This window comes from Microbacterium sp. MAH-37 (genome assembly GCF_009758255.1).
GTDB lineage: Bacteria > Actinomycetota > Actinomycetes > Actinomycetales > Microbacteriaceae > Microbacterium.
The window spans coordinates 715,854-741,793 of sequence record NZ_WSEN01000010.1 but is presented as its reverse complement, the minus strand read 5'-3'; the positions used below and the strand labels follow the sequence as shown (position 1 = coordinate 741,793).

26 protein-coding genes are annotated in these 25,940 nt (G+C 69.1%); 14 read left to right on the top strand and 12 right to left on the bottom strand.

What is annotated here, in order from left to right; genetic code table 11:
* Positions 1-216: 216 nt before the first annotated feature.
* Both GON06_RS17710 and GON06_RS17705 read left to right on the top strand, forming a co-directional pair.
* Positions 217-2,247, top strand: a complete 2,031-nt coding sequence (locus tag GON06_RS17710; protein ID WP_332837687.1) for a GNAT family N-acetyltransferase — start codon at positions 217-219, stop codon at positions 2,245-2,247.
* Complete coding sequence (locus GON06_RS17705) at positions 2,240-2,668, top strand: ASCH domain-containing protein (RefSeq protein ID WP_157313622.1); 429 nt, start codon at positions 2,240-2,242, stop codon at positions 2,666-2,668. The genes GON06_RS17710 and GON06_RS17705 overlap by 8 nt, the downstream gene beginning before the upstream one ends.
* Here the strand turns inward: GON06_RS17705 and GON06_RS17700 are convergent.
* Both GON06_RS17700 and GON06_RS17695 read right to left on the bottom strand, forming a co-directional pair.
* Positions 2,661-3,800, bottom strand: coding sequence for an RNA polymerase sigma factor (locus GON06_RS17700; protein ID WP_157313843.1), 1,140 nt, complete (start codon positions 3,798-3,800; stop codon positions 2,661-2,663). The genes GON06_RS17705 and GON06_RS17700 overlap by 8 nt on opposite strands.
* 17 nt (positions 3,801-3,817) lie before the next feature.
* Positions 3,818-4,225, bottom strand: coding sequence for a YciI family protein (locus GON06_RS17695; RefSeq protein WP_157313620.1), 408 nt, complete (start codon positions 4,223-4,225; stop codon positions 3,818-3,820).
* Positions 4,226-4,399: 174 nt separating this feature from the next.
* On the opposite strand from GON06_RS17695, the gene GON06_RS17690 reads away from it, so the two are divergent.
* The 3 genes from GON06_RS17690 to GON06_RS17680 all read left to right on the top strand — a co-directional run bounded on the left by GON06_RS17690 (position 4,400) and on the right by GON06_RS17680 (position 7,219).
* Positions 4,400-4,975, top strand: coding sequence for a dihydrofolate reductase family protein (locus GON06_RS17690; RefSeq protein ID WP_157313618.1), 576 nt, complete (start codon positions 4,400-4,402; stop codon positions 4,973-4,975).
* Between the two features lie 121 nt (positions 4,976-5,096).
* Positions 5,097-5,654, top strand: coding sequence for a GNAT family N-acetyltransferase (locus GON06_RS17685; protein WP_157313616.1), 558 nt, complete (start codon positions 5,097-5,099; stop codon positions 5,652-5,654).
* Positions 5,651-7,219: a Na+/H+ antiporter gene (locus GON06_RS17680; RefSeq protein WP_157313614.1), complete on the top strand. Its 1,569-nt coding sequence runs from the start codon at positions 5,651-5,653 to the stop codon at positions 7,217-7,219. The genes GON06_RS17685 and GON06_RS17680 overlap by 4 nt, the downstream gene beginning before the upstream one ends.
* 3 nt (positions 7,220-7,222) lie before the next feature.
* On the opposite strand, the gene GON06_RS17675 is transcribed toward GON06_RS17680, so the two are convergent.
* Complete coding sequence (locus tag GON06_RS17675; protein WP_157313612.1) at positions 7,223-8,008, bottom strand: DNA/RNA non-specific endonuclease; 786 nt, start codon at positions 8,006-8,008, stop codon at positions 7,223-7,225.
* Between the two features lie 54 nt (positions 8,009-8,062).
* Here GON06_RS17675 and GON06_RS17670 point away from each other — a divergent pair, with 54 nt between their 5' ends.
* On the top strand, positions 8,063-8,263 hold the full coding sequence (locus tag GON06_RS17670) for a hypothetical protein (protein ID WP_157313610.1): 201 nt from the start codon (positions 8,063-8,065) through the stop codon (positions 8,261-8,263).
* Positions 8,264-8,284: 21 nt separating this feature from the next.
* On the opposite strand, the gene GON06_RS17665 is transcribed toward GON06_RS17670, so the two are convergent.
* From GON06_RS17665 to GON06_RS17655, 3 genes are read right to left on the bottom strand one after another with little or no spacing between them, the layout of a single operon-like run.
* Positions 8,285-8,944 (bottom strand): histidine phosphatase family protein, encoded by a 660-nt coding sequence (locus tag GON06_RS17665; RefSeq protein ID WP_332837686.1) that lies wholly within the window; start codon positions 8,942-8,944, stop codon positions 8,285-8,287.
* A gap of 25 nt (positions 8,945-8,969) precedes the next feature.
* On the bottom strand, positions 8,970-9,743 hold the full coding sequence (locus tag GON06_RS17660; protein WP_157313609.1) for an alpha/beta fold hydrolase: 774 nt from the start codon (positions 9,741-9,743) through the stop codon (positions 8,970-8,972).
* A gap of 42 nt (positions 9,744-9,785) precedes the next feature.
* The gene (locus GON06_RS17655) at positions 9,786-9,989 is read right to left on the bottom strand and encodes a DUF6767 domain-containing protein (protein WP_157313608.1); all 204 of its coding nucleotides are present in this window, start codon (positions 9,987-9,989) and stop codon (positions 9,786-9,788) included.
* A gap of 82 nt (positions 9,990-10,071) precedes the next feature.
* On the opposite strand from GON06_RS17655, the gene GON06_RS17650 reads away from it, so the two are divergent.
* The 3 genes from GON06_RS17650 to GON06_RS17640 all read left to right on the top strand — a co-directional run bounded on the left by GON06_RS17650 (position 10,072) and on the right by GON06_RS17640 (position 11,613).
* Complete coding sequence (locus GON06_RS17650) at positions 10,072-10,404, top strand: hypothetical protein (protein ID WP_157313607.1); 333 nt, start codon at positions 10,072-10,074, stop codon at positions 10,402-10,404.
* On the top strand, positions 10,391-10,972 hold the full coding sequence (locus tag GON06_RS17645; RefSeq protein WP_198346755.1) for a carboxymuconolactone decarboxylase family protein: 582 nt from the start codon (positions 10,391-10,393) through the stop codon (positions 10,970-10,972). Before GON06_RS17650 ends, GON06_RS17645 begins: the two co-directional genes overlap by 14 nt.
* A 74-nt stretch (positions 10,973-11,046) precedes the next feature.
* Positions 11,047-11,613 carry a dihydrofolate reductase family protein gene (locus tag GON06_RS17640; protein ID WP_157313605.1) on the top strand — a complete coding sequence of 189 codons (567 nt, stop codon included), beginning with the start codon at positions 11,047-11,049 and terminating at the stop codon, positions 11,611-11,613.
* A gap of 22 nt (positions 11,614-11,635) precedes the next feature.
* Here GON06_RS17640 and GON06_RS17635 read toward each other — a convergent pair whose 3' ends face one another.
* Positions 11,636-14,011 (bottom strand): arylsulfatase, encoded by a 2,376-nt coding sequence (locus GON06_RS17635; RefSeq protein WP_198346754.1) that lies wholly within the window; start codon positions 14,009-14,011, stop codon positions 11,636-11,638.
* A gap of 76 nt (positions 14,012-14,087) precedes the next feature.
* A complete protein-coding gene (locus GON06_RS17630) occupies positions 14,088-14,984 on the bottom strand; it encodes a J domain-containing protein (protein WP_157313601.1) in 897 nt (298 codons plus the stop codon).
* A 77-nt stretch (positions 14,985-15,061) separates the two neighbouring features.
* On the opposite strand from GON06_RS17630, the gene GON06_RS17625 reads away from it, so the two are divergent.
* The gene (locus GON06_RS17625; RefSeq protein ID WP_157313600.1) at positions 15,062-15,241 is read left to right on the top strand and encodes a hypothetical protein; all 180 of its coding nucleotides are present in this window, start codon (positions 15,062-15,064) and stop codon (positions 15,239-15,241) included.
* Here GON06_RS17625 and GON06_RS17620 read toward each other — a convergent pair whose 3' ends face one another.
* Positions 15,242-16,000 (bottom strand): sulfite exporter TauE/SafE family protein, encoded by a 759-nt coding sequence (locus GON06_RS17620; RefSeq protein WP_157313598.1) that lies wholly within the window; start codon positions 15,998-16,000, stop codon positions 15,242-15,244.
* A gap of 67 nt (positions 16,001-16,067) precedes the next feature.
* On the opposite strand from GON06_RS17620, the gene GON06_RS19135 reads away from it, so the two are divergent.
* Positions 16,068-17,159, top strand: coding sequence for a DUF998 domain-containing protein (locus GON06_RS19135; RefSeq protein WP_157313596.1), 1,092 nt, complete (start codon positions 16,068-16,070; stop codon positions 17,157-17,159).
* Positions 17,160-17,170: 11 nt separating this feature from the next.
* Here GON06_RS19135 and GON06_RS17610 read toward each other — a convergent pair whose 3' ends face one another.
* A complete protein-coding gene (locus GON06_RS17610) occupies positions 17,171-18,454 on the bottom strand; it encodes a baeRF2 domain-containing protein (RefSeq protein WP_157313594.1) in 1,284 nt (427 codons plus the stop codon).
* Between the two features lie 250 nt (positions 18,455-18,704).
* On the opposite strand from GON06_RS17610, the gene GON06_RS17605 reads away from it, so the two are divergent.
* Entirely contained in the window at positions 18,705-20,183 is a 1,479-nt protein-coding gene (locus GON06_RS17605; protein WP_157313592.1) for an MATE family efflux transporter, read from the top strand.
* 171 nt (positions 20,184-20,354) lie between these two features.
* Positions 20,355-20,714: a hypothetical protein gene (locus tag GON06_RS17600; protein ID WP_157313591.1), complete on the top strand. Its 360-nt coding sequence runs from the start codon at positions 20,355-20,357 to the stop codon at positions 20,712-20,714.
* A gap of 8 nt (positions 20,715-20,722) precedes the next feature.
* Here the strand turns inward: GON06_RS17600 and GON06_RS17595 are convergent, their stop codons facing one another.
* Complete coding sequence (locus GON06_RS17595) at positions 20,723-21,634, bottom strand: DMT family transporter (protein ID WP_157313589.1); 912 nt, start codon at positions 21,632-21,634, stop codon at positions 20,723-20,725.
* Positions 21,635-21,791: 157 nt separating this feature from the next.
* Complete coding sequence (locus GON06_RS17590; protein WP_157313587.1) at positions 21,792-23,504, bottom strand: AMP-binding protein; 1,713 nt, start codon at positions 23,502-23,504, stop codon at positions 21,792-21,794.
* A 236-nt stretch (positions 23,505-23,740) separates the two neighbouring features.
* On the opposite strand from GON06_RS17590, the gene GON06_RS17585 reads away from it, so the two are divergent.
* Positions 23,741-25,885, top strand: a complete 2,145-nt coding sequence (locus tag GON06_RS17585; protein ID WP_198346753.1) for a hypothetical protein — start codon at positions 23,741-23,743, stop codon at positions 25,883-25,885.
* Positions 25,886-25,940 lie beyond the last annotated feature (55 nt).

Genomic DNA, 25,940 nt, shown 5'->3' with positions numbered 1-25,940 from the left:
GCCCGGTGGACGTGTCGTTGGTGTGTTGTCGTAGCGGCGACGAGTACCCGGGACTGTTACGAGCGAAGACAATGTGCCGCGTGCGTGCACGGGCCCTGGGCAAAATGACGGTCGGCCAGTCGGAAGGCGGGTGTCGACATTCTGTCGATTGCCGCCGCCGCGCGCCGCAATGACTATGATCGGTCGCATCAGGGCCTCAACGGGGGAGAACAGGCGATGGCGCGAATAGCCGCATACCCGTGGAACCATCTCGGCGAGGCAGCGGACGCAGAGTACGGCCGGGTCATCGACTTGCATCGACAGAACAAAGCGACGCTGGGCCTACTGCCATATGCGGCATTCGCGGAAGCAGGAAGGCGCGGCCGCCTCATGCTGGGTACCGTCGATGGGCGGATATGTGGGTACGTGCTCTACAGCACCCCGCGGCAACAGTCCGTCCGACTCGTGCACGTCTGTGTCGGAAAAGAAGGTCGAGGAACAGGTCTGGCAAAGGCAATGGTCACTGAGGTGATCGCTGCACATCCTGACCGGGCAGTGATCTCCGCGCATTGCCGGGATGACTACGGCCTTGACCGATTTTGGCGGTCGCTTGAAATGACTCCCAGCGGTCAGCGCAAAGGGCGGTCAGCAAGCGGCTCCGTCCTGACAATCTGGACGAGGAGGATCGGGCAGCCTGACCTTTTCGAGAGTGAGCTTCTCAACTCGTCGCGAGCACTCGCCGTGCTGGACTCCAACGTCGTCATCGATCTCTATTCCTCGGAGGCGCTAATTCGCCCTGACCGAGCTGAGTCGCAGGGCTTGGATGCAGATTGGGTCGTTGATCTCCTTGATCTCGCAGTATCGCCCGAGGTTGGTGTCGATCTGAACAGTCTGGAGCCGCCGGAAGAGCGCCAGCGTATCCGCCACGCTCTGAGCGAATTGGTCCCGCTTAGACGGCTGGATGGAATGAGGGCCCTCGCGGGTTTGCTCGTCTCGGAGATGCCGGAGGCACTTACCTCGAAGGATTCAAGTCTGGCCAACGATGCGATGCACCTCGCAGACGCTGTGCTCGCAGGGGCGGACTACTTCGTCACACGAGATCAGAACCTTATCGACGCAACGCGCGGGTGGATCTACGCGGAGTATGGCGTTGAGGTCGTGCGTCCTGCCGACTTGCTCCAACGCTTTATTCCTCCGGCTGCGCTCACGGACTTTCGCTCGGATCAGCTCGAGTCGGTCGGACTGCGGTGGGAGCGGATCACATCTCTCCCCGAAGGCATCGAGGATGCCTTCTTGGACCGCGAGTCACATGAGAAGGGCACGCTGTTTCGTAAGCAACTCCAAGCGGTGCTTGCCCGGCCAGCGACGGCGCAACTGAGCGTGCTTATTGATGAGCGTGGACGAAGGTGGGCTCTCCTTGGTGCCGAAGTTGTGGACAGGGAACTCAAGGTTTCAGTAGTCCGCGCCGGGCACGGACGCTTGGGAGCGACGATCGCGTTCCAACTCATCAGATACTTGAGAACCCTCGCCTTGGATAACACCCTCAGGCGGGTTGTTGTGAGCGACGAGGCCATGGGACCGGTCCTGCGCGCATCGTTTACTGCTGATGGCTTCACAGAAGGGTTGCCCGCGATGGCGGACCTTGTGCAGACAGCGGTCGTCGCAGACGTTGAAGGCGTGGTCACGCCCTCAGAGGTGGCTGCCTGGGAGCGGAGGAACTGGCCGCAAGTGGTTCTGGAGCGAGACATTCCGGTCTGGGTAGTTCCAATCCAACCGAAATTCGCGCGCGAACTCATCGGGTATAACGACACGTTGCTGAGCCAGCGGGAGAAGTCGGCACTCGGACTCTCACGCGAATTTGTCTACTTTGCCGCACCACGATTGAAAGGTTGGGACGTGCCGGCTCGCGTCTTGTGGTACGTGACGAAGAACGAGAAAGCTCATGAAGCCTCGGCGATCCGCAAAGTGGTGGCACACTCCCGCATTGTGGATGCGGCGCTGCTAAGCGTCGAGGATGCCCTCGAACAGTATCGAACACTCGGCGTGTTCCGTGAGCGCGAGATCAGGGAGCGTGCGCAACGGGGCAAGGTTCTTGTCCTAAGGTTTGAGGATACGCAGGAACTGCGCGTTCCAATCGAGCGGCGGGACTTCTACGAACTTCTCGACACGCATGGCGTCACGAGATCGCTCCTCACTATGCGCTCCGCTCCGCCAGCCTTGTTCGATGATGTGCTGCGGCGTAGTCGGAAGGGGTACGAAGGTGGCTAGGACGCTGTTCCTCTCGGTGAAGCCGCGTTATGCGCGATCGATCCTTGAGGGGCGCAAGACGGCCGAAGTCCGCCGCAGATTCCCGGACGTGCCCGTCGGAACGGTAGTTGTCCTCTACTCAAGCTCTCCGGAGAGAGCGATACTGGGGACAGTGCGCGTGAAGCAGGCGGTCAGAGTCGATCCGAGCCAGGTCTGGGAACGATTCTCGGATGTGATTGACATTGACGAGGAAGCGCTCACCGAGTATCTCGCTGGTGCAGAAGCATCGACTGTTCTTGAGGTCGAGGAGCCAGAGACCTGGGTTCGCCCGGTGTCCCTTCGATCGCTTCGTGATCTTCTTGGGATGGAGCCACCACAGAGCTTCCGATATCTCGTGCCTGACCAGGTTGCGCTGATCCGAGGCGGCGGCGACTTCAACTGAGGTCGGCTCGCAACCGCTCCGCCTGCCGCAGCAGGTGCTGCTGCTCGAGGATGCTGGTCGCGCGGCGTGCGGCCTCCGCGTACTCCGCGGCGGCGGCATCCGTCTCGCCGGCCCTTTCGTGGAGGTAGGCGAGGGCGGCGTGGTACCGCGGAACGTCCTCTCCCACATCGGTCAGCGCGGCGAGACCGGCGCGCGGGCCGTCGGCCTCGCCGACGGCGACGGCGCGACCGAGCCGGATCACCGGCGACTGTCCGAAGCTCAGGACCTCGTCGTACCACTCGACGATCTGCACCCAGTCGGTCTCCTCAGCGGTCTGCGCGTCCGCATGCAGCGCCGCGATCGCGGCCTGCGCCTGATACTGCCCCAGCCGGTCGCGCGCGAGCGCGGACTGCAGGATGTCGACGCCCTCCGAGATCGCGTCCTCGTCCCAGAGCGACCGATCCTGGTCGGCCAGGGGGACGAGCCGTCCGTCGATCACGCGGGCCGGGCGCCGGGCATGATGCAGCAGCATGAGCGCCAGCAGCCCGCTGACCTCGGGTTCGTCGGTCAGCAACGCGAGCTGCCGCGTGACGCGGATCGCCTCGGCGGCGATGTCGATCTCACCCGAGTAGCCCTCGTTGAACATCAGGTAGAGCACGCGCATCACGCGGGACAGGTCGCCGGACTCGTCGAGCGGGATGCCGGCCAGCCGCTGCTTCGCGCGGCTGATCCGCTGCGCCATCGTTGCCTCGGACACCAGATACGCGGAGGCGATCTGCCGCGTGGTGAGCCCGGCGACCGCACGCAGCGTCAGCGGGATCGCCGCAGCCGACGTGAGCACCGGGTGCGTGCACAGGAAATAGAGCGCGAGCGTGTCATCGTGCTGCGGCACGGGTCCCGGATCCGGCTCGTACGAGACCCGCTCCTCGCGGGCCGCACGCGCCGTGTCGCTGCGCACCTGATCGACGAACGCGCGCCACGCGACGGTGACCAGCCACGCCCGGATGTCGCGGACCTCCTCCTGCCCGGGCCGCTCGATCGCCCGCAGCAGCGCCGTCTGCGCGGCATCCTCGGCCGACGCGAAGTCCGCTCCGCGCCGGACGAGGATGCCCACGACATCCGGGATTGCGCGGCGCAGCACCGCCGCGTCCATCGGAGTCATCGCCTGGTTCACGCAGCGTCGACCGGCGGCGCGCTCATCACCTCGCGCAGCTCCAGCCATTCGCCGAGCGGTTCGCCGCCGGCCCACGGCGCGGCCGAGAGCTCGGATGCGATCTCGAGCGCCCGCTCGTACGAGTCGACCTCGACGAGCATCCAGCCGGCGATGAGGTCCTTCGTCTCGGCGAACGGGCCGTCGACGACAGGCGGGCGACCCTCGCCGTCGTACCGGACCCATGAGCCCGCCATCGAGAGGCCCTCCGCGGAGACGAGTTCGCCGGATGCGATGAGCCGCTCCTCCATGTCGTGCATGTGCTGGATGTGCGCGGTCCACTCCTCCGGCGTGAGCTGGTCCATCGGGACCGCGTTCGTCGCCGGGCGTCCGCCGCGGTAGTGCTTGAGCATCAGATACTTGGCCATGATGACCTCCTGTTCGGTGCGGCCCCATTCTGGCCGCTTCACACGGGAGACGGAACAGGAACGGCCATCTCTACATCGTCGCCGCATCTTTTTCGACGCCGTGTCGATCCGGCGCGGCGTGGTTCGACGTCTGAGTAAGGTGGCACCTCAGCCGCCGCAAGAACAGGGAGCATCATGACCAGCGAACTCGTCTACACCGGATTCATCACCGTCGATGGCATCGTCGATTCGCCCGGAGGCACCGTCGAGGGACATCCCGGCGGCGGCTGGGTGTTCGACACCCCCTTCCTGCCCGAGGCATACTCGCTGAAGGGCGAGGAGCTCGCCGACACCACCGCACTGCTGTTCGGACGTCGCAGCTATGACGCCTTCTCGGCCTTCTGGCCCGGATCCGAGGACCACGCCGACTATCGCGATCTTCCGAAGTACGTCGTCTCGACCACGATCGGCGAGGAGGATCTCGTCGAAGGGTGGGGCCCTCAGCACATCCTGCGCAGCATCGAGGACGTCGCGCGTCTGAAGGAGACGACTGATGGCGGGATCTTCATCCACGGCAGTGCCGAACTCGCCACCCGCCTCGGCGAGGCCGGCCTCATCGATCGCTACAACCTGCTGATGTTCCCGTTCCTGCTCGGCGGCGGGAAGAGCGTCTTCCGCGCGGATGAGGCGGGCCGTCGGAACCTGAAGCTGCGCGAGTCCGAGGTCTACGACAACGGCGTGGTCAAGCTCGTCTACGACGTGCAGCGCTGATGGTGAGGCGTTCCGGCGTCCGCCTACCCTGATCCGAGACCGGTGCGCGACCTCGAACCGTTCCACCACGGAAACGCCCTCGCAACAATCGGAGGCTTCACTGGGGCGTGAGGAGGCCGGGATGTCGACAACGCAGGTATTCGAAGTGCCGGACCGGGACGTCCCCGCCGTGGTCGGAGGTGTCCTGCTCCGCAGCGCCACCGCAGCGGATGCGCGCGGCCTGGCTCGGGTACTCGCCGACAGCGACACCACGGGCATGCAGACCGCGAGCCGGGTGCTGCCCGCGGGCGGTTCCGGGCTCTCTCGCTACCTGGTCGGCTGGACTCGCGCCGGAGACTACGGCGTCGTGGCGGTCGATCCCTCGGGCGCGGTGGCCGGAGCCGCCTGGGCGCGAGTGTTCCCGCCCTATGAACCGGGCGATGCCTTCATCGCCGCCGGAGTGCCCGAGATGAAGCTCGGCACGAGATCGGCATGGCGAGGGCGGGGGATCGGCCGTGCGCTCACCCGGATGATGATCGACAGGACTCGCGCGGCGCGGCACGCGCGCCTCAGTCTCGCCGTGGACAGTCAGAGCACGGCGCACATGCTGCTGCTGAGCGAGGGGTTCCGGGTCGTCAGGGAGCAGGAGGGGCGATCGGTCCTGCTCCGCGTGATCGAGGACCACGGGAGCGGCGGATGATCGAGCCGCTCGCCGTCGTCGTGATCGTCGGGACGCTCCTCGTGACCGCCTCATGGCTCGCGCCGAGGCTGCGGATGCCGGCACCGCTGATGCAGCTCCTGTTCGGCCTGCTCGCGGGCTTCCTTCCGGCGGTGAGGGAGATCCATCTCCCGCCGGAGGTCGTGCTCGTGCTCTTCCTTCCGGCGCTGCTGTTCTGGGAGGCCCTCACGACCTCCCTCCGGGAGGTGCGCCGGGACATGCGGGTGATCCTCCTGCTCAGCATCCCCCTCGTCATCGTCACCGCTGCCGGTGTCGCGGCGACCAGCGTGCTTCTCGGCTGGGGAATCCTCGCCGCGGTCATCCTCGGGGCGTCGCTCGCGCCGACGGATGCCACGGCTGTCGGCGCCCTCGCACGCTCCCTTCCGCATCGGAACATGACCGTGCTGCGGGCGGAGAGCCTGGTCAACGACGGAACGGCGCTCGTGCTGTTCGGCCTGGCCACGACTGTCGCCGTCGGGCCGTCCGTCGTCTCCGGATGGAAGGTCTCGGAGATGTTCGTGGTCGCGTATGCCGGCGGTGTGGCGATCGGCCTCGCCTGCGGCTACGTCGCGTCCCGAGCGGTGCGCCACGTCCACGATGCGACCCTCCACACCATCGCGCTCTTCCTCGTTCCGTTCGTCGCGTTCCTCATCGCCGAGCAGGTGCACTCGTCCGGGGTGATCGCGGTCGTCGTCGCCGGGCTTCTGCTCAGCCAGAGCGGGCCGCGCACCGGGAGCCCGTTGTCGCGCAGGCAACTGCACCTGGTCGGCGCGCTCGTCACGAGCGTGCTGAACGGGGCACTGTTCGTGCTCATCGGCATCGAGGCGCAATCCGCGATGCGCAGCGTCCCCGCGGGGTCGATCCCCGGCCTCCTGCTGCTCTGCGTGCTGGTCTGGCTGGCGATCCTCGCCATCCGGTTTGTCTTCCAGGTGCTCATGGCGTGGTGCCTGCGTCTTCTCGATCGACGGCCGTCGCAGCGCGAGCGGCGCATGACCCATCGGGCGCGCGCGGTGTCGACCATCGCGGGGTTCCGTGGTGCCGTGTCCCTCGCGGTCGCCCTGGCCGTCCCCGTGGAGGTGGGACCGCGCGACGAGATCATCTTCGTCGCGACCGGCGTCGTCATCCTCACGCTCGTGGTGCAGGGGGCATTGCTGCCAGGGGTGATCCGCTGGGCCGGATTCGGGCGCGACACGTCGGTCGCAGGCGAGATCACCGCAGCGCAGCGGGAGACCACCGTCGCCGCTCTGGAGGTTCTGCCCGCGCTCGCCGAGCAGGCCGGCGTGCCGGCGAGCGTCAGAGACCGGATCGTGCGGGAGTACCAGGAACGTCTGGCGCGGCTGGGCGCGGCGACCGACCTCGACGGCCCCGACCTCTGGGCGGCCGATCAGGACTATGCAGCGCTCGAACTGGCGGTGCTGGAGCACAAGCGCGGGGTTCTCGTCCGGCTGCGCGACGAGCGCAGGATCAGCGACACCGCACTGCGCATCGTGCAGACCGGACTCGATCGCGATGCGCTTCGACTCGCGCCGCCGCATGCGACCGAGTGAGGGCTACAGCACGATGTCGCCGGCGTCCCTCAGCTCCGGCCACGTCTCGCCGCGCGCGGCCCGGCCACTGAGCACGTCGGCGTCGACGAGCGTGCCGAAGTCGATGCCGGTCATGCCCGCGACGGCCGACACCGGCACTTGGAACGTGTGGAACGCACCGAGCGGCGGCGCCGTGAGCCGCTCGTCCCTCGTGTCGACGAGCGCCGACTGGTCGAGCACGAAGGCCGCGCACGCGAGCCCGGCATCGGTGCTCCATGCGGCGACCTTCCAGAAGCGCAGCGGGACCCGGATGCCGCGATACGGCGGGTCGTCCTCGGCGAGAACCGGTCCGGTGAAGACCGAGAGACGCTGGTCCGTCGCCTCGGCGTAGGCGAGGACGTGGTCCTCCAGCCCGAGCCACAGCTCCTTCGACTGATTGAAGTCCGCCGCCTGCGGCGCGGCGTTCGGATAGGCGAACGTCGCGGCCATGGCCGCGCGCGCGGCATCCGGCTCGCCCCAGCCCGGGTCGCGTCGGCGCACGAGATGCCCGCGATCGAGGTCGTTGCGGGCGTACACGTCGGGGCCGGTCTGCGCGGACTCGGGGATCCGCGGATCGAGGTGCCATTCACCGGCTCGGGGCAGGTCGCTCAGCGTCCGCCCGTCGATGTTCACCGCGGCGACGGCGGCGAGGCGCCGCTCCGGGTCGAGCAGCACCGTGAACCGCGGATACGTCAGCGCGCGCGTGTCCTGCGTCGGATCGGGCAGTGGCAGCGTCGCCGTGAGGAATCCCGGGTCGTATCCATCGGCCATACTGCCCATCGTGCCTCATCCCGCCGACAACCGCGCATGCTCTGGATTCCTGCCATGCGGATCGTCGTCTCGGGAACCCACGCCAGCGGGAAGAGCACCTTGATCGACGCCTTCGCCGCGGAGCATCCGGAATACCGCGTGCTGCCCGACCCCTTCGAAGACCCCGATCTGACCGGGCCGCAGGTCATCGAGCTCGCCGGGTCGCCGGTGGCCAGGCTCGCCCAGCTCGAGCACGCGATCAGCAGCTGCGGCTGATTCTGCCGGGGTGTCGGGCGATCAGGACTCAGACGGCTTCAGCGGCAGCTGCGGGCCGTGGTTCCAGGCCAGGATCGCCGGCTGCTCGCGGTAGAAGCCGAGCACCGACACCGATCCGGCGTCCAGCGTGATCCGTGCACCGAATCTCGGTGCCTCGCGCAGGAACACCGCGGTCAGGATGCGCAGGAAGTGGCCATGCGCGATGAGCGCGACGTCGCCCTCCGCCATCGCGGGCAGCACTCGGGTGAGCACCCGGGAGGCGCGCGCGGCGACCTCTTCGACGGTCTCGCCCGGGGTCTTGCCACGGATCACACCGTGGGAGAACGCGGTCCAGTTGTAGCCCAGCTCGGCGCGGATCTCGGCACTGGTGCGCCCCTCGTACCCGCCGTAGTCCCACTCGACCAGCAGCGGGTCTACCTGGGCGTGCAGACCGGCGAGCTCGGCCGTGCGGTGCGAGCGCTGCAGCGGCGACGACAGCACCAGGCCGAAGTCGTAGCCTCGTACGAGCTCGCCCGCCTGCCGCGCGAGGTCCTCGCCGTGCGCGGTGAGCGGGATGTCGGTCAGGCCGGTGTGCCGGCCGGCACGCGACCACTCCGTCTCGCCGTGCCGCAGCAGCACGAGCTTGCCCTGCGGGTTGTCCGGAGCCGGGCGGTCGGGCAGCGGGTCGGAGTCGGTGTCCACAGCGCCACCGTACCGCCGGCCGGACTCAGAGCCGCGCTGCGATGACCCGTGCCGTCGCCGCCGGATCCGGCCTGTGCATGACCGACTCGGGTACCACCACCAGCTCGGCACCGGGGATCTGCGCCGCGGTCCAGTCGGAGGCGCCGATCAGGAACGGGAAGGTCTGCTCTCCGCGCAGCACGCTCACCGGCCGGTCGACGGTGAGCAGGTCGGGGGTGGGCCGGCTCATCCGCCGCACCAGACGCGTGTCGTAGACCGTGGACTGCGCGAGCGGGATCAGCGCGTCGAGCATGCCGTTCGTCCGCCCGGCCTCCACCATCTCGCGCGGAAGCCCCACGGCTTCGATCTGAAAAGCCTCGACGGCCTCGCCCGGCTGCCCGTCGTCGACAAGAGCCTGTAGACGCTCCGCGAGGTCGCTCGCCACGGCGGAGCCGTCGTGGTCGAGCGGAGGCTCCGAGAGGAAGAGCGCTCCGGTGGGTACGCCCTGCGAGGCGGCGAAGAGCGCGAGCACCGCTCCGGAGGAGTGCCCGAGCACGGCATCCGCTCCGCCGGCGGCCGCGATCACCGCGGCGAGGTCGGCCGCCTCGTCCTCCGGGGTGGAGCCCCTGCGGTCGCCGCTGCCGCCACGGGCACGGCGATCCCATGTGATGGCCCGGAACCCGGCATCCGTCAGGGCCTGCGCCAGCGGCGCGGCATCCGCCGCCGTCGACAGCGCGCCGTTCACGATCACGATGGTGCGGCCGTCGCCGGTCGCGGAGTACTCGATGGGGGTGCCGTCAGCCGAGGTCGCGATGCTCATCCCGTCATACAAGCACGGGGCTCCGACATCGGGAAAGAGCTGTTACACGCTGTCAGAGCTGCGCCTGCGCGCCGCCTGGCGCAGCTCATTGGCGCGCTCCCGCAGCTCTGGGTCGTCCATCACCAGTTGCACGAGGGAGCAGTCCTGCGGCCCGTTCGCCCCGGGAACACACAACGTGCAGGGGTCGCCGGCGCGCACCGGGCACATCGGCTGCGGGAACCGCCGCCGCTTCACATCGGCGCTCATGGCTCCATCATCCGCCTGCCCGCCGACGGTGCGGACGGATCTCCGCCGGACAAAACCGCCGGATCGGCGTAGGGTTCCGCACATGGCTGCAGAGCAGGATCATGCCGTTCTCGCCGAGGAGCTGCGCCGCCGCGTCACGGAGTCGGGCGTGCTCGCGGGGCCGATGCGGCTCGCCGTGCTGAGCGCCGGTGCGGGCGATGACATCACCGGCCGCGATCCGTACGTCGTGCTCGCGCGAACGATCGGCGAGGCGTCGTACCGGGTGACCGATGAGATGATCTCCGACGTCCGTGCCGCGACCGGGTCCGATCGGGCTGCGTTCGAGGTCGTGATGTCGGCGAGCATCGGAGCGGCCCTGCGACGTTGGGACGCCGCGCTCGCCGCGATCGAGGAGGCCTCAGATGCGGCTCGCTGAGGTCGAGCGCGGTGACACCCTCGCGCATCGCCTGCTGATCCGGATGATCTCGCGGATGGCCGGGTACCGGCTTCCGGATGCGGCGCGCGTCGCGTTCTACGACAAGGCGTTCGCCGGTCCCGCCCTCGGCCGCTGGACGCAGCGCGCCATGCGCGGACCGAGTCCGTGGTCGGTGGCGGAGCGGGAGCTGATGGCCGCGATGGTCGCCTCGTGGAACACCTGCCCGTTCTGCGTCGGCGCGCATCGCGCGATCGCGGTGCGGGGCATGGATCCGGCGCTGGCGGATGCCGTGCTCGCCGACTACCGCACGGCGCCGGTCGGTGAACGGTTGCGCGCCGCGCTGGAATTTCTGGAGCGCATGACCACCGATCCCGACGGACTCACCCCCGCCGACGCGCGCGCCGCGCTCGACGCCGGGCTCACCCCCGCGGAACTCGAGGACGCTGCCGCTGTCGGTGCCGTGTTCGCGGTCATCACCCGAAACGCCAACGCCCTCGACTTCGAGATCCCGTCCGAGGCGGACTTCGACAGCGCCGCGGTCATGCTGCTGCGCCGCGGGTACGCCTGATCCCGGCATCCGGATCGGGGTACCGCGCCGCGCGCTGCGCGCCTACGCTCGGGCACGAGGACAGGGAGACTCCGATGCAGAGACTGACGATCGACTTCATCATCTCGCTCGACGGCTACGGCTCCGCGAAGGGCTGGCCGGGCTGGTGGGGCCTGGAGGGGCCCGAGTACCTGGGGTGGCTCGAGGAGCTGCCCGAGCAGGATCATCCGGTGCTCATGGGTGCGAACACCTATCGCGTGATGTCCGCGCTCACCGCCGGCGGCGAACCGGGCACCGACGCGCTGAACGACGTGCAGAAGTACGTGTTCTCGTCGACCCTCGCAGAGCCGCTCGGCTGGCAGAACTCCACACTGGTCCGCACGGATGCCGTGGAGTACGTGCGCCGGCTGAAGGAGGAGTCCGACAGGCCGCTTCGCACGCTCGGCAGCGTCTCACTGTGCCGGTCGCTGCTGAAGGCGGGCCTGGCCGATCGCTTCCGGGTCGTGGTGTTCCCTGTGATCACCGGTGCCACCGGGAGCGAGCGCATCTTCGACGGATACCCCGACGTGCGCCTCGAGCTGGTCGAGGCGCGCACCTTCGACAACCGCAGTCAGCTTCTGGAGTACGTGCCCACCGTGATCGCTGCCCCGCCTCAGGTCTGATACCTGAGACGGCGCCGAACAGTCAATCGAGTTTGAGCAGCTGCTCCAGCTTCTCTACGGGTGAGATGTCGTTGATTCGCCCGGCGAAGCGGAGCGTCACGTGATCAAGCTTTCCGGTGAAGGCGAACTTCCCGCTGTCCGCCGGGTAGCGGTCGCTGACCGGCGACAGTGTGAAGCGTCCGACGTCCATGCATCCCCCGCCGAATCTGGCGCGATTCTGGTGAGCGATCTCGCCTTCGGCGATCAGACTGTCGTCGACGTACAGCCGGATCCTCGCTCCGCCCCCCGGAACCGTACTCGTGTTCTCGAAAGCGAGCTGAAGCAGGTGATCTCCACGAGGGACGGGCTCCGCGGAGACGATCTCGGTGCGCTCGATGTCGAACCAGTTGTAGTGGTAGACCAGGTGACCGTCCTGGAGATGGAATGACCATCCTCCAGCGTCGCCACCTACGCAGATCAGCACACCCTCGGCTCCCTCATCCGGAATCTCGACCATCGCGGAGACCGTGTGGTCGACGTTCGTCGTCTTGGGCGCGCTGCCCTCCGGCAGGCGCACCATCCCTGGTCGGAACGTGACGGTGTCCCGCCCGAAGAAGTAGCTGGGGCGCAGGCGCGGATCGCCTCGCTCGATGAACCGGTCGTCCAGCGGGAAGACGTTGTGCTTCGCGGCCTCCTGCATGAAGATGTCCTGCAGCTCCCGGAGCTTGGCAGGGTGCTGGCCGGCGAGGTCGACGCCCTGACTGAAGTCGTTGCGCAGGTCGTACAGTTCCCAGGAGTCGTCGTCGAACGACGCCGAGCCGATATTCACCCAGGGCAGTCGTCCGTGGCGGCAGGAGGCGATCCAGCCGTCGTGATACAGCGCGCGATGCCCGAACATCTCGAAGTACTGGGTGATGCGCGTCGTCGGAGCACTCGCGGCATCGGCGGCGAAGGTGTACGCCATGCTTGTGCCTTCGACCGGCTTCTGGGCGACTCCGTCGATGGAGGACGGCTGCGCGATGCCGGCGACCTCGAGGATGGTCGGCATGACGTCGATCACGTGGTGGAACTGCGCGCGAAGCGTGCCATGGTCCTTGATGTGAGCGGGCCACGAGATCAGCATGCCGTTGCGAGTTCCGCCGAAGTGCGACGCGATCTGCTTCGTCCACTGGAAGGGGGTGTCCCCCGCCCATGCCCAGCCCACCGCGTAGTGGGGCGCCGTGCCCGGCAGCCCCCACCTGTCGATCTCGGGTAGCAGCTGCGCGAAGTCACCAGCGTTCCCGTCGAGGCCGACCATCTCATTCAGGAGACCGGTGAGAGTGCCTTCCGCACTCGATCCGTTGTCACCGATGATGTAGATGATCAGAGTGTTCTCGAGCTGATCGAGGGCCTCGAACGCGTCCACGACGCGACCCACCTCATGGTCGGCGTGCTCGAGGAAGTCGGCATAGTTCTCGGCCTGACGCGCGAGAAGAGCCTTCTGTTCGTCGGTGTGATCGTCCCAAGCGGGGATCTCGTCGGGGCGCGGCGTGAGCTTGGTCCCCTCAGGAAGGATGCCGTCGGCGAGCTGCTGGCGCCAGACCTGCTCGCGGTAGGCGTCCCAGCCCATGTCGAACCGTCCGGTGTTGCGTCCCCGCCAGTCCAGCGGAGGTTGGTGCGGTGCGTGTGCGGCACCGGGGGCGAAGTACGCGAACACCGGCCGATCGGGTGCGATCGACTTCTGTCGGTTGATCCACGAGATGCAGTCGTCGGCGAGGTCTCGGGTGAGCTGGTACCCGTCCTCCGCGGTGCCGGGGATGTCCACTGGTGTGGTCCCACGATAGAGCGAGGGGAAGAACTGATTGGTCTCGCCCGCGATGAATCCGTAGAAGTAGTCGAAGCCCATCTGCGTGGGCCAGTTCGTGAACGGTCCCGCGTCGCTGGTCATGTTGTCCGGCACGTTGTGGTTCTTGCCGAACCACGCGGTGGCGTAACCGTTGTCACTCAGAGTCTTTGCGACGGTGCCGCAGCTCTTCGGGATGATCCCGTCGTAACCGGGGAAGCCCGTGGCGAGCTCGCCGATGTTGCCCGTGTGCGCGGTGTGATGGTTGCGCCCGGTGAGGAGGGCAGCACGGGTGGGCGAGCACAGCGCGGTGGTATGGAACTGGTTGTACTTCAGTCCCTGCGCGGCGACGCGCTCCGCCGTCGGCATCCGCACCATTCCGCCGAAGGCGCTCGACCAGCCGAAACCGACGTCGTCCAGTAGCACGAGGAGCACGTTCGGCGCGCCGTCCGGCGCAGCGTCGGGCGGTGGGAAGTCGGCAATCGAGTCCGCATACGTCGTCGAGATCCGTCCGTGGGGATAGGTCCATGCCGGCCGGGGGTAAGTTTCCCGATCCACGACCTCGGGAAACACCCTCTCCGCGTTCTGCTCTGACATGCATGCTCCCATCATCGGGTCGCCGGCGCCGACACGCCTGCCTGCGGTCAGCGTAGTCCACGGAAGCCTGCAGGTATCAGGCCAGCCGCACTGTCTGCTGCAGCCGGGTGCGCACGTCGAACAGTTCCTTGCCGCCGATCACCCGCGTGCCCGGGATGCCGGTGCGCAGCACCGTGCGCAGCACGCTGCGCCGCACCACCACGACCGGCACTCCGCGCACGGAGCCGAGCGGCACGGCGGCCTCGGCGAGATCGTCGTCGGGGAAGACGAAGATCGCGGCGCTGAACCGCACCCGCGCGGCGCGCGAGATCAGCCGGATGCGGGCGAGCAGATCCGCGACCGGCGCATCCCGCCCAGCGATCTCGCCACTGCGGAACCGCACGTCCGTGCCGAGATCGGCCGACATCACGCCGTAGAGGCCCGACGGACCGAGAACCACGTGGTCGACCTTGCCGTCGTCCCCTGGACCCGCCGGGGCGGCGACGTCATGCCACACCGTGAAGCCCATGCCGAGGTCGGCGAGGATGCGCGACGTCGCCTCCTCGGCGAGGGCGTTGGCCAGCAGCATCCGCAGCTCGACCGGGATCGTGCGCACGAACGCCGGGTCGTAGGGATCGGCGGCATCCGGCGCGAGATCGCGCACCCGCGCGACGTACTGCCGGCGCAGCCATCCGCCCGCCTCACCGTGGAACCGCGCGCGCGGCCGGGTGTCGGTGCGCACGGGTTCGCGCCATCCGCTCCATCCCGAGTCGCCGGCGAAGCCGTGCCCGCGGTCGTACGCGGCGCGGTCGGCAGGAGTGCCGACCAGCTCCCAGGCGCGCTGCACCCGGATGAACACGGCGGCGTCGCCGCCCGTGTCGGGGTGCGTGCGCCGCAGCTGAAGCCGGAACGCGCGGCGCAGGTCGTCGTCGGATGCGTCGGGTGCGACTCCGAGCACCTCGTACGCCGACGCGGAGAGCGGGCTGTCGAACATGCTTCTCCTCGGGTCGGCGGGGGGGGTGTGGAGACGGACACATCAGGCTAACCGGCGGCGCCGTCTAGATTGGAACGGTGAACAAGACCAGCATCTGGACCGTGCTCGGAGTGATCGTCGCCGTGGTGATCGCCTGGTGGATCGTGAGTGCGCTGTTCTCCGTGCTCTGGTTCATCGCGAAGCTCGCGGTGGTCGCCGTCGTCGCGGTGATCGTGTTCCTCGTGCTGCGCAGCCTCACCCGCTCGAGCGGCGACTGATCAGCCGAGCCCGCCGGTCAGCAGCACGACGAACAGCACCAGCCCGAACGCGACGATCGACCAGCGCAGGGGAGTGGGCGGGATGCGCCGGCCGACTCCGGCGCCGATCCAGCCGCCGACCAGACCACTGATCGCCATGATGATCGCCGCCGGCCAGGCCACGGTCGCGAATGCGACGAAGAAGATCAGCGAGACCACGCTCGCGACCGCCGACATCACGCTCTTGAGGGCGTTCAGCCGCTGGATGCCGTCGTTCAGCGTCATCCCCATCACGCCCAGCATCATGATGCCGAGGCCGGCGTTGAAGTAGCCGCCGTAGACGCCGACGCCGAGCTGCCCGAGGCTCGCCCAGGTCAGCCGCTCCGGGCCATCCGATCGCTTCGTCGTGAGGCACGCGATCGCCGGCTGCACGGCCAGCAGCAGCGTGGAGGCGAGGATCAGCCACGGCACGACCGCCGTGAACGTCCCCTCGGAGCCGAGCAGCAGGAGCGCCGAGCCCGCCACTGCGCCCACGGCCGTGACGATCGCCAGGGGCAGGATGCGACGGCGCTGACCGCGCAGCTCGGCGCGGTACCCCCACGCGCCGCCGACGTAGCCGGGGAATGCCGCGACCGTATTGGTGACGTTCGCGAGCACGGGCGGATAGCCCAGCGCGAGGAGCGTGGGGAAGGTCACGAGCGAGCCGCCGCCGGCGAGGGCGTTGATCGCGCCTGCCGCGGTTCCGGCTCCCGCGATCAGCACGCCCTCGAGCACGTCCATATGCCACCACTATTTCATCTCGTGCGGTACACCTGAGGAGACGGGTCCGATCGGGAGAGGGGCGAGTGTGCACACCACGTTTCGCGACAGAGTGCGGATGGAGTCGGTCGCCACCCGCTGGGCGGTCTCGGCGTTCGCGATCTCGGCGACCCTGACGATCGTCGTGATGTGGGGCGATCACTGGCCGCTCGCCGTCGAGACGAAGTCGGTCGGCAACCTCGGGGCGTGGGTCGCCTCCGCCTTCGCGGGCATCGCGTTCGGCACCTCCTTCATCATCGAGTCACGGCGTGGCTACGACTCGTGGCGACAGCGGATGCCGTTGATCAAGCGCATCATCGACGTCGGCGCGATGACCGCCGCGATGGCGATGCTGTCGTACCTGGCGGTGCTTGCGGTGGCCAACCTCTTCCAGCAGGGGTTCCGCGGCATGTTCATCGACCCGCTCGGCGGCGGGGCGCTGGTCGGCGCGGCAACAGCCGCGTTCACCTACGCCGCGTTCCTGTCCGGTTCGCGGGTCACCGCCGACGGCCTGGCCATGCTCGCCACGCTGGTACTGTTCACCGGCACGATGGCCAGCATGCTCAGCACGCCGGACGCGTCCTGGTGGCAGCTGCACTTCTCGCAGCTCGGCAACAGCAGCCAGAGCGCCGGCTACAAGTTCAACCTCGCGCTCATCTTCACCGGCCTGGTGGTCACGGTGCTCGCCAACTACGTCGGCCGTGACGTCGAGCTCGGGCTGATCGCCCGCGGCGCCGACCCGAAGACGCGCACCAGGCAGTTGTCCTGGCTGTTCGCCGGCATCGGCATCTGCCTGATGATCGCCGGACTGGTGCCCGACGCGGTGAGCTTCCCGATCCACGTCGGCGCGGCATCCGGCATGGTCGTGCTGTTCGGGGTGTTCGTGCTCTGCGCGCTGCGCTTCCTGCCCGGACTGCCGAAGGAGGTCTCGGGCTTCTCGCTCCTGGTGATCATCGGGATCGTCGTGGCCATCGCGCTGTGGATCCCGATCGGCTACTACAACCTCACCGGCATGGAGTTCATCGCTGCCGGTCTGCTGTTCGCCTGGCTGCTGTACTTCGTGCGGGCGATCGGCGTGTACGCCAGGACGGATGCCCCGACCGTCGCTCGCAGCGACGCCGGGGCCACGGCGGGGCGCTGACCGCGCCGACCTCACCGGTCGTCCGGATCCTCGCCCTCGGCCTGCGACGGATGCCCTTCGGTGTCCGGGTCGCGCCCGTGCTCCTCCTCGGGATCCTCGCCCTCCGCCTGCGACGGGTGGCCCTGCTGGGCGCGCGCAGCCACCTCCTGGTCGGTGCGCGGCCAGCGCAGGACGGCGATCGGCGGTGCGGCGGTCCGGTCCGGCCGCTCCTCGGCATCCGCCAGATCCTCCTCATCGAACAGCACCCGCGCGCCGGTCATGATGGCGGCGCGGGCGAGCGCCTCCGTGGAGGCCACACGTGTGCCCTCCACATCGAAGTCCTCCGCGCTCGAGAGGGCGATCCACGGCTCGGAGGTCAGCGCGATCAGCTCGGTCCCGGATTCCGTCATGCGGGGATCAAGGACCATGACCTCCACCCGCCCCTGCTGCAGCGCCTCGACGACCTCGGCGACGCCGGTGGCGCCGTCCCGGCCGCCACCGGCGGCGCTGCGATCGCGTGCATCGACTATCAGCTGCCGGCCCGCATCGGCCACGCTCTCGTCGATCGCGCGATCCAGCGCCGTGTCGTCGGAGCCCGCCGCCAGGGTGTCGGCGTCGACCTCGACGATGCGCTCCGGATCGGTCACGTGAAGGTCGCCGATCAGCATCGTGCGCGCCCGTACATCGCCCGTCACGAAGATGCGGTCGGGGCGGCGCTCCTCGATCAACTGGTTCGCGGCGTCGGCCACCTCTGACTGGTTGCGCCGCCACACCTCCTCAGCGTGCCGCTGGTAGCCGGCGTGCGACCAGCCGCCGGCCTGCACCTTCGTGATCTGGGCCGTCTCGCCGTCGACGACCTCCGCGGTGCGGCGGTCTGCGCGGCCGACCTGCTCGGTGCTCAGGCGCGCACCGGCCCGCTCGGTCTCGATGATGAGGATGCGACGCTCGGTGGACAGGTGCCGCAGCAGCGGGGCGACCTCGGGGAAGGCGCCCTGCACCACCCGCTCAGGACCGAGGCGCGCTCCGGTGAACGAGGCCGCCGCCTCCACCCGTCCGTCCCGCACCGCGAGCCACCGCGACGAGGGGAAGGCGGGCGTGTCGCCGTCCGTGCCGAGCGCCGAGGCGATCACCCTCCTGTCGGCCTCCGGCGCACCGGCGTCCTCCAGGCGCCGTTCCAGAGCATCCATCCGCTGCTCGACCGTGCCAGGCGGTTCTCCTGCAGGGCCGTCGATGTACACCGTCGTCCACGTGTCCGGCCGGTGCAGCACGAACTCCAGGTCATCGATGCGCACCCCGCCACGCTGCTGGTCGTTCATGGCGTTCTCCTCCTGCTCGTCGTCTCGTCCTCTGTGTCGTCGGCGACGTTAGGAGGGTGGCGTTCAGGAGCACACCGGGTTGACCGCCCGCCATCCGCTCGCTAGGCGGTGATCCTGCCCGTACCCCTGGCGATTCCCCGAATCGATTCGATACAATCGTTTCACCGGCGCCGTGACCCTTTTCGCGGTGCCGGTGTCGTCTTCCGGCATCCGTCCCCGCAGCCCGCCTCCCTCTCCTCCTGGATCCCGCATGTCCACCACCCTCACCACGGGACGCCCCTGGCGCGTCATCCTGGCCTTCTCCGTGCCCCTGCTGATCGGCAACGTCGTGCAGCAGCTGTACCAGTTCACGGACGCCGTCGTCGTCGGCCGGCATCTCGGGGTGAACTCGCTCGCAGCAGTGGGGGCGACGGGCAGCCTGATCTTCCTGCTGATGGGCTTCGCCTGGGGCATGTCGAGCGGCTTCGCGATTCCGACGGCCCAGGCGTTCGGCGCCAAGGATCATGCCGGCGTCCGCCGATCGGTGGCGACGGGCACGCTGCTCACGGCGGCGGCGAGCATCCTGCTCACGATCGCGGGTCCGCTGATCGCCGAACCCCTGCTGGTGCTGATGCAGACGCCGCCCGAGCTGCTCGCCGAGGCGACGGTGTTCACCCAGGTCACGCTGCTCACCGGCAGCGCGGTGATGTTCTTCAACTACCTGTCGGCCATAATCCGCGCCATCGGCGACTCCCGCACCCCGCTCATCTTCCTCATCGTCTCGTGCGCGCTGAACGTGGGCCTGGTCATCCTCATGGTCGGCACGCTGGGCTGGGGTGTCGCCGGCGCGGCCTGGGCGACCGCGGTCGCCCAGGCGATCTCGGTGCTGGCCTGTCTCGAGTACGCTCGCCGCCGGCTCCCCGCGCTGCACGTCCACCGCGCGGACTGGCGGATCAGGAAGGCGGATGCCAAGGAGCACCTGCGACTCGGCCTGCCGATGGGCTTCCAGGCGTCGATCATCGCGATCGGCCTGCTCATCGTGCAGGTCGCACTGAACACCATCGGCCCTGATGCCGTCGCCGCGTACACCGTGTTCGCCCGGATCGGCAGCCTGGCCAGCGCCCTGCTGGCATCACTGGGACTGGCCACCTCGATGTACGTCGCGCAGAACCTCGGCGCGCGCCGGCCCGACCGCATCCGCCGTGGCGTGACCCAGGCGATCTGGATGTCCATCGGCGCCTCCGTCGTCCTCGGCGCGATCCTGATCGCCTTCGGCGAGCCGGTGGTGCGGGTGTTCGTCGGGGAGGGCTCCGAGGAGGTGGTCCGGATGGCGCACCTCATGCTTGTCGTCAACGGCGTCTCCTACTCGATCCTCGGCGTGCTGTTCGTGCTGCGCGGTGCGCTGCAGGGCCTAGGCCAGGCGCTCATCCCGACGGTCACCGGAGTGCTCGAGCTGGTCATGCGAGTGGTCGCGGCGATCGTGCTGGGTCAGCTGTGGGGCTTCATCGGCGTCGCGCTGAGCGACCCGCTCGCCTGGCTCGGCGCGGTCGTGATCCTCGTGCCGGCGTACATCAGCGCGCACCGCCGTCTGAAGGCCCTTCCGGTCAACCCGGAGTTCGCCACCGAGACGTCGGCGCTGGCCGTCGTCGGCCCGCACGAGGCCGCCAACGCGGTGGACATGGTGGTCACCGGATCCATCCCCGTGGTCACGGCGAAGCCGAAGCGCCGGAGGGCACGCACCCGTAACTGACCCGACACGCATCGTTCTCGGGACTGATATCGAATCGTTCTGAAGGAGGATGCCGCACGCGCCGCGAAATGCGTACGCTTTATACCAGAGGCGCACGGGGGTGCGCACGAGGACACGGGGGGTCGTGTTATGTCGTCGTTGGCCGTTTCACACACACTGGCATCGATTTTCGTGCCGATCGGGATCGGCGGAGCCGTTCTGGCCGTGATCTGCGCGATCGTCGCGGGCGTTGCACTCGCCAGCGGCGCCGCGGGCGTCTTCGGCGGCGCCCTGGGCGTCTGGATCGTCGGAATGCTGCTCAGCCTGGCGGCATCCTTCGCCAGCGTGTGGGCTCCGGTGATCGTGTCGGGTGCTGCGCTGGTCGTCGCGCTCGTGCTCGGAGGGATCGTCCACGCCGTGATGCTCTCGGCTCCGGCGCGGATGCCGGTCGCTGAGACGGTCGAGGCAGAGGTCGACGCCGCGCCCGCCCCGGTCGCGAAGCCCCGGGCCGTCGGCGTGCAGACCTCTTCGGTTCCCGCCGTCGCATCCTGACCCGGCAGTCAGCGCTGGGTCGCTGAGCCTGTCGAAGCGCTGCGACGCCGCACGATCCGGATCTCGCTGGCGAGCGTGCCGAGCACGACCAGCGCCCCGCCGATGAGCGCGGTCAGAGGCAGGCGTTCTCCGGCGAGCCGTCCGACCACGGCCGCCCACACCGGTTCGCCGGCGTAGATGATCGTGGCGCGCGTGGGTGAGACCTGCTTCTGCGCCCAGTTCATCGTCAGCTGGATGACGCAGCTCGCCGCGCCGAGACCGAGCGCCGCGCCCAGCCAGATCCACGAGAACGACGGCAGTGCCTCGCCCACGATCGGCATGGTCGCGAGTCCCAGCAGCCCGGCGGTGAGCAGCTGCACGACCGTGATGCGACCCAGGTCGATGCGGCTCGCGAACACGCTGATCAGGATGATCTCGCCGGCGATCGGCAGGGTGCTGATCATGGTCGCGATCTCGCCCGCGCCCAGCGTGAGCGAGAAGGCGTCGGGGCCGGCGATGAGGACGAGTCCCGCGAATGCGAGTCCCGCTCCGACGAACGCCATCGCCGGTGGGCGGTGCCGGAACACCGCCCATTGCAGCAGCGGCACGAGCGGCACGTACAGCGCGGTGATGAACGCTGACGTGCTCGACTCGATCGTCTGCAGGCCGAAGGTCTGCAGACCGTAGCCGCCGTAGATCATCACCCCGATCGCGGCTCCTGCGCCGACGTCGATCCAGCGGATGCCGCGCAGCGCGCGCCGGAAGATCGCGGCGCTGATCGCCGCGGCGACCAGGAACCGGATGCCGACGAAGAACCAGGGCCCCGCGTGCTCGACGGCCCAGTGCACGAGCAGGAAGGTTCCGCCCCACACCGCAGTAATGGCGATGAGGGCGAGCTCCTGCGGGCGCAGGCGCAGGAAGCGGAGTCGGGTGGATGTCATGTGAGGCTCTTCAGGTCGCAGTTCTCGTCGGAATCAGCACGCGCGCCTCATCCAGGTCGCAATTCTCGTCGCTGCTCGGTCGCCATTCCGACACATTCTGCGACCCGGATGCTGCGCAGGGCGGCATCCGGCTGGGGGAGCGATCGCGCCGAGCTCGTCAGCGGTGGTCTCGGTCGTGGTGCTGGCCGGCGGGATCCCCGGCCGCGACGCGCTCCGCCTCGCGGGCACGCAGCTCGACGCGGCGGATCTTGCCCGAGATCGTCTTCGGCAACTCCGGCACGAACTCGATGATCCGCACCCAGAGGTGCGAGGACAGCCGCTCGCGCGAGTACGCGAAGATCGCGGATGCCGCGGCCACGGGATCCTCCTGCGCCGCGGCCGTCAGACACACGTAGGCCTTCGGCACGGCGAGGCGGGTCGGGTCGGGGCTGGGCACGACCGCCGCCTCGACGACGTCGTCATGCTCGAGCAGCACGGACTCGAGCTCGAACGGCGAGACCTTGTAGTCCGAGGCCTTGAACACGTCGTCCGCGCGGCCGATGTAGGTGAGGTAGCCGTCCTCGTCGCGCACGGCGATGTCGCCGGTGTGGTGGTAGCCGCCCTCGCGCGATTCGGCGGTCTTCTCGGGATCCTCGTAGTAGCCGGTCATGAGGCCCAGCGGCGCTTGCGACAGGTCGAGGCAGATCTCGCCTTCGCGCTCGGCGACCTCTCCGGTCGCCGGGTCGACGAGCACCACCGGGTAGCCCGGTGTCGGGCGCCCCATCGAGCCGTCCTTGACGGGCTGGCCGGGGGAGTTGCCCACGCAGCAGGTCATCTCGGTCTGGCCGTAGCCGTCGCGGATCGTGCCGCCCCAGGCATCCCGCACCCGGCTGATCACCTCGGGGTTCAGCGGCTCGCCGGCGCCGACCAGCTCGCGCGGAGGGTGGGTCAGGCGCGAGAGGTCGGCCTGGATCAGCATCCGCCACACCGTCGGCGGCGCGCAGAAGGAGCTGACGTGGTGCGTGTCCATCACCTGCATCAGGGTGTCGGCGTCGAACCGGTCGTAGTTGAACACGAACACGGTCGCCTCGGCGAGGAACGGAGAGTAGAAGTTCGACCAGGCGTGCTTCGCCCAGCCGGGGGAGGAGATGTTCAGGTGCACGTCGTCCGGGCGCACTCCCAGCCACCACATGGTCGACAGGTGCCCGATCGGGTAGGAGGCGTGCGTGTGCTGCACGAGCTTCGGCCGGCTGGTCGTGCCGGACGTGAAGTACAGCAGGCAGGTGTCGGATGCCGGGGTCGCGGCATCCGGCTCGAAATCGTCGGATGCCGCGGACGCGTCGGCGAACGCGAGCCAGCCGTCCGGCACCGCGGCGCCGACGCCGATCCGCAGGACATCGTCCGGGATGCCGGAGAGCCGGCCCTCGAGGTCGGGGGTGGTGACCACGGCGCGGGCGCGGCCGTGGGCCGCCCGGTAGGCGAGGTCGTCTGCGCTGAGCAGCGTGGAGGTGGGGATGGCGACCGCGCCGATCTTCGTGATCGCGAGCATGGTCTCCCACAGCTCGATGGTGTTGCCGAGCATCACGATGATGTGGTCGCCGCGACGGATGCCGCTGCTGCGCAGCCAGTTCGCGACCTGATCCGAGCGGCGCGAGAGCTCGCCGTAGGTCCAGCTCCTGCTGCTGAGGTCGGCGGAGACGATCTGCACGGCAGGGCGCTCGGGGTTCTCCGTCGCGATCACGTCGAACCACTCCAGCGCGAAGTTGAACTCCGCGGGGTCGGGCCAGCGGAAGCCGGCGCGTGCGCCTTCGTAGTCCGTGCCGTGCTGGAACAGGAAGTCGCGCATCTCGCGGACGGCGGCGGTGGCAGAGGTGGCGGGGCGTGTGCTCATCGGGACTCCTTCGTCGTGTTCCATCTTGCTCCCGAAATCTTTGTTGACTCGCGGTCAACAGCATTTGTGGCGTCTCTACAAGGAACTGAAGTCCGCACTCTGCGGAACTTGGTTCCAGGCGGCAAAGGTCGGGGGAGGTGCGAGCGGCGCCCATACGATCGCCCGAGGCAACGACGCCCCTTCCCTCCAGGAGTTTCTCAATGACGAGTGCACAGCCCCACGCGCATGGACTTGGCATGCGCATCGCCGTGATCGTGCTCAGCATCCTGCTGGCCGCGATGGTGATCCTGTTCTTCCTCACCACCGGCAAGATCGCGGCCGGCGCCGCAGAGCTCGCCGGCGGCACGACCACGGCCAAGGACGGCTCGACCCAGGTCGCCGCGGGCGCCACCACGCTCTCCGACGGCACCGGGGAGCTCGCCTCCGGCGCCGGAGCGCTCGCCGACGGCGCTTCCTCCGCCGAAGCGGGCGCATCGAAGCTCGCAGCCGGTGCAACCAGGGCCGCGGCTGGAGCGACCACGCTGTCGGAGGGCGCAAGCAGCCTCGCCACGGGTGCATCGAGCGCCGCCGACGGCGCAAGCCGGCTGGACGCCGGCGCGCAGACCGCACTGAGCGGCGCGCAGGACCTGCAGGCCGGTGCGGCCAGGGCGGATGACGGTGCGGAGAAGCTCGTGGCCGGCGCTCAGACTCTGCGCGGAGGTAACGCCACAGTGGATGCCGGCGCAGAAGAGCTCGTGGCGGGATCGCAGACCCTGCGCCTCGGCGCGTTCCTCGTGGATGCCGGAGCCGAGGTGGCTCGATCCGGTGCGACCACCCTCGCCGAGAAGATGGCCCTGGCGGCAGCCGGTGCGCAGCAGGCGGCCGGCGGAGCGGAGGAGCTGGCGACCGGCGCGCAGTCGGCCGCAGCCGGTGCGACCGCTCTTGATGAAGGCGTGCAGCAGGTGGCCGCCGGCGCGAAGTCCGTCGACCTCGGAGCCCAGCAGGCCATCGCCGGAGCATCCGATCTCGCCGGAGGTGCCGCGACGCTCGACAGCGGTGCCGCGCAGCTTGTCGCCGGGGCGAAGTCCCTCGCCGCCGGGGTCGACGGCGCGCACCAGATCGCCGGCAAGGTGAAGGCGGGCGCCGACGCGCTCAGCTCCGCACTGGGTGCGGCCGTCACTCCGCAGCTGCAGGCCCTGGCCGACAACGGAGCGGCCATCACGGGTGCCGCGCAGGGCGCACCCGGCAACTCGCAGAAGCTCGCCGATGCGCTCGCCCAGCTCGCCGCCGCCGACCCGGCCAACGCTCAGCTGCAGAACCTCGCGGCGCTGGCCGCCGGTCTGGACCAGCAGGTGGACGGCATCGCCGGCGCAGCCGCGGCCGCACCGCGGCTGGCCCAGGGCACCCTGCAGGCCGCCGCCGGTGCGCAGTCGGTCGCGGCAGGCTCGAACGTCCTCGTGAACGGCGACGCCGCTCAGGGATGGCCGGGCACGGTCGTCCTGGCCGATGCGAAGACCGGCGCATCCGCCTTCGCGGCGGGGGTGCAGACCCTCAAAGAGGGCACGGCCCAGGTCGCGGCGGGAGCCTCGCAGGTGACCACGGGACTGCAGACGCTGCGCACCGAAGGCACCGCGAAGGTGTCGGCGGGGGCGGCGAAGCTCGCCGAGAAGGCGCCGCTGCTCGCGGGCGGGGCCGCACAGGTCGCGGCCGGTGCGCAGAAGCTCTCCGCGGGTCTCGTCCCGCTCGCAGAGGGCACGTCGCTGCTGTCCGCCGGTGCGACCGACTTGGCGGGCGGCCTCGTCGAGCTGGAGTCCGGCACGACGCAGGTGTTCGACGGATCCACCGCGGTCACCGCCGGCCTCCTGCGACTGGAGTCCGGTACCAGCGACCTGTCCGCCGGCGCCACGAGGCTCGCCGGCAAGCTCGGCGAGCTCGAGGCCGGGACCAGCAGGCTGAGCGCCGGGTCGACGAAGCTCGCCGGCGGCCTCGAGACGCTGTCGGCCGGTGCCACATCGCTGCACGCCGGCACCATCCGTCTGGATTCCGGAGCTACTCGCCTCGACACCGGTGCGACCTCGCTGGCAGAGGGAACCGCGACGCTGCAGTCGGGAGCGACCTCGCTGTCCACCGGTCTCGGCGAATTGTCCGAGGGCGCGACTGCTCTCGCAGACGGAACCGAGAAGCTGGTCAGTGGTGGGGACAAGCTCGAGGCCGGCGCCGTGGCCCTCGCCGAGGGCAATGGCAAGATCGCAGCGGGCTCCGGCACGCTGGCTTCCGCGACAGCGGGTGCGGCTCCGTCGATGCTGCCCTGGATGCTGCTGATCGCGCTGGCCGGCCTCATCGCGATCGGCTTCTGGATCGGCCATCGCATCAGTCACAAGCGGGTGCTCGCCGCAGGCTGACGTTCCCTTCCCCCGACTGCTCCGGTCGCTCAGATGCACAGTGTGCGTACTTTCG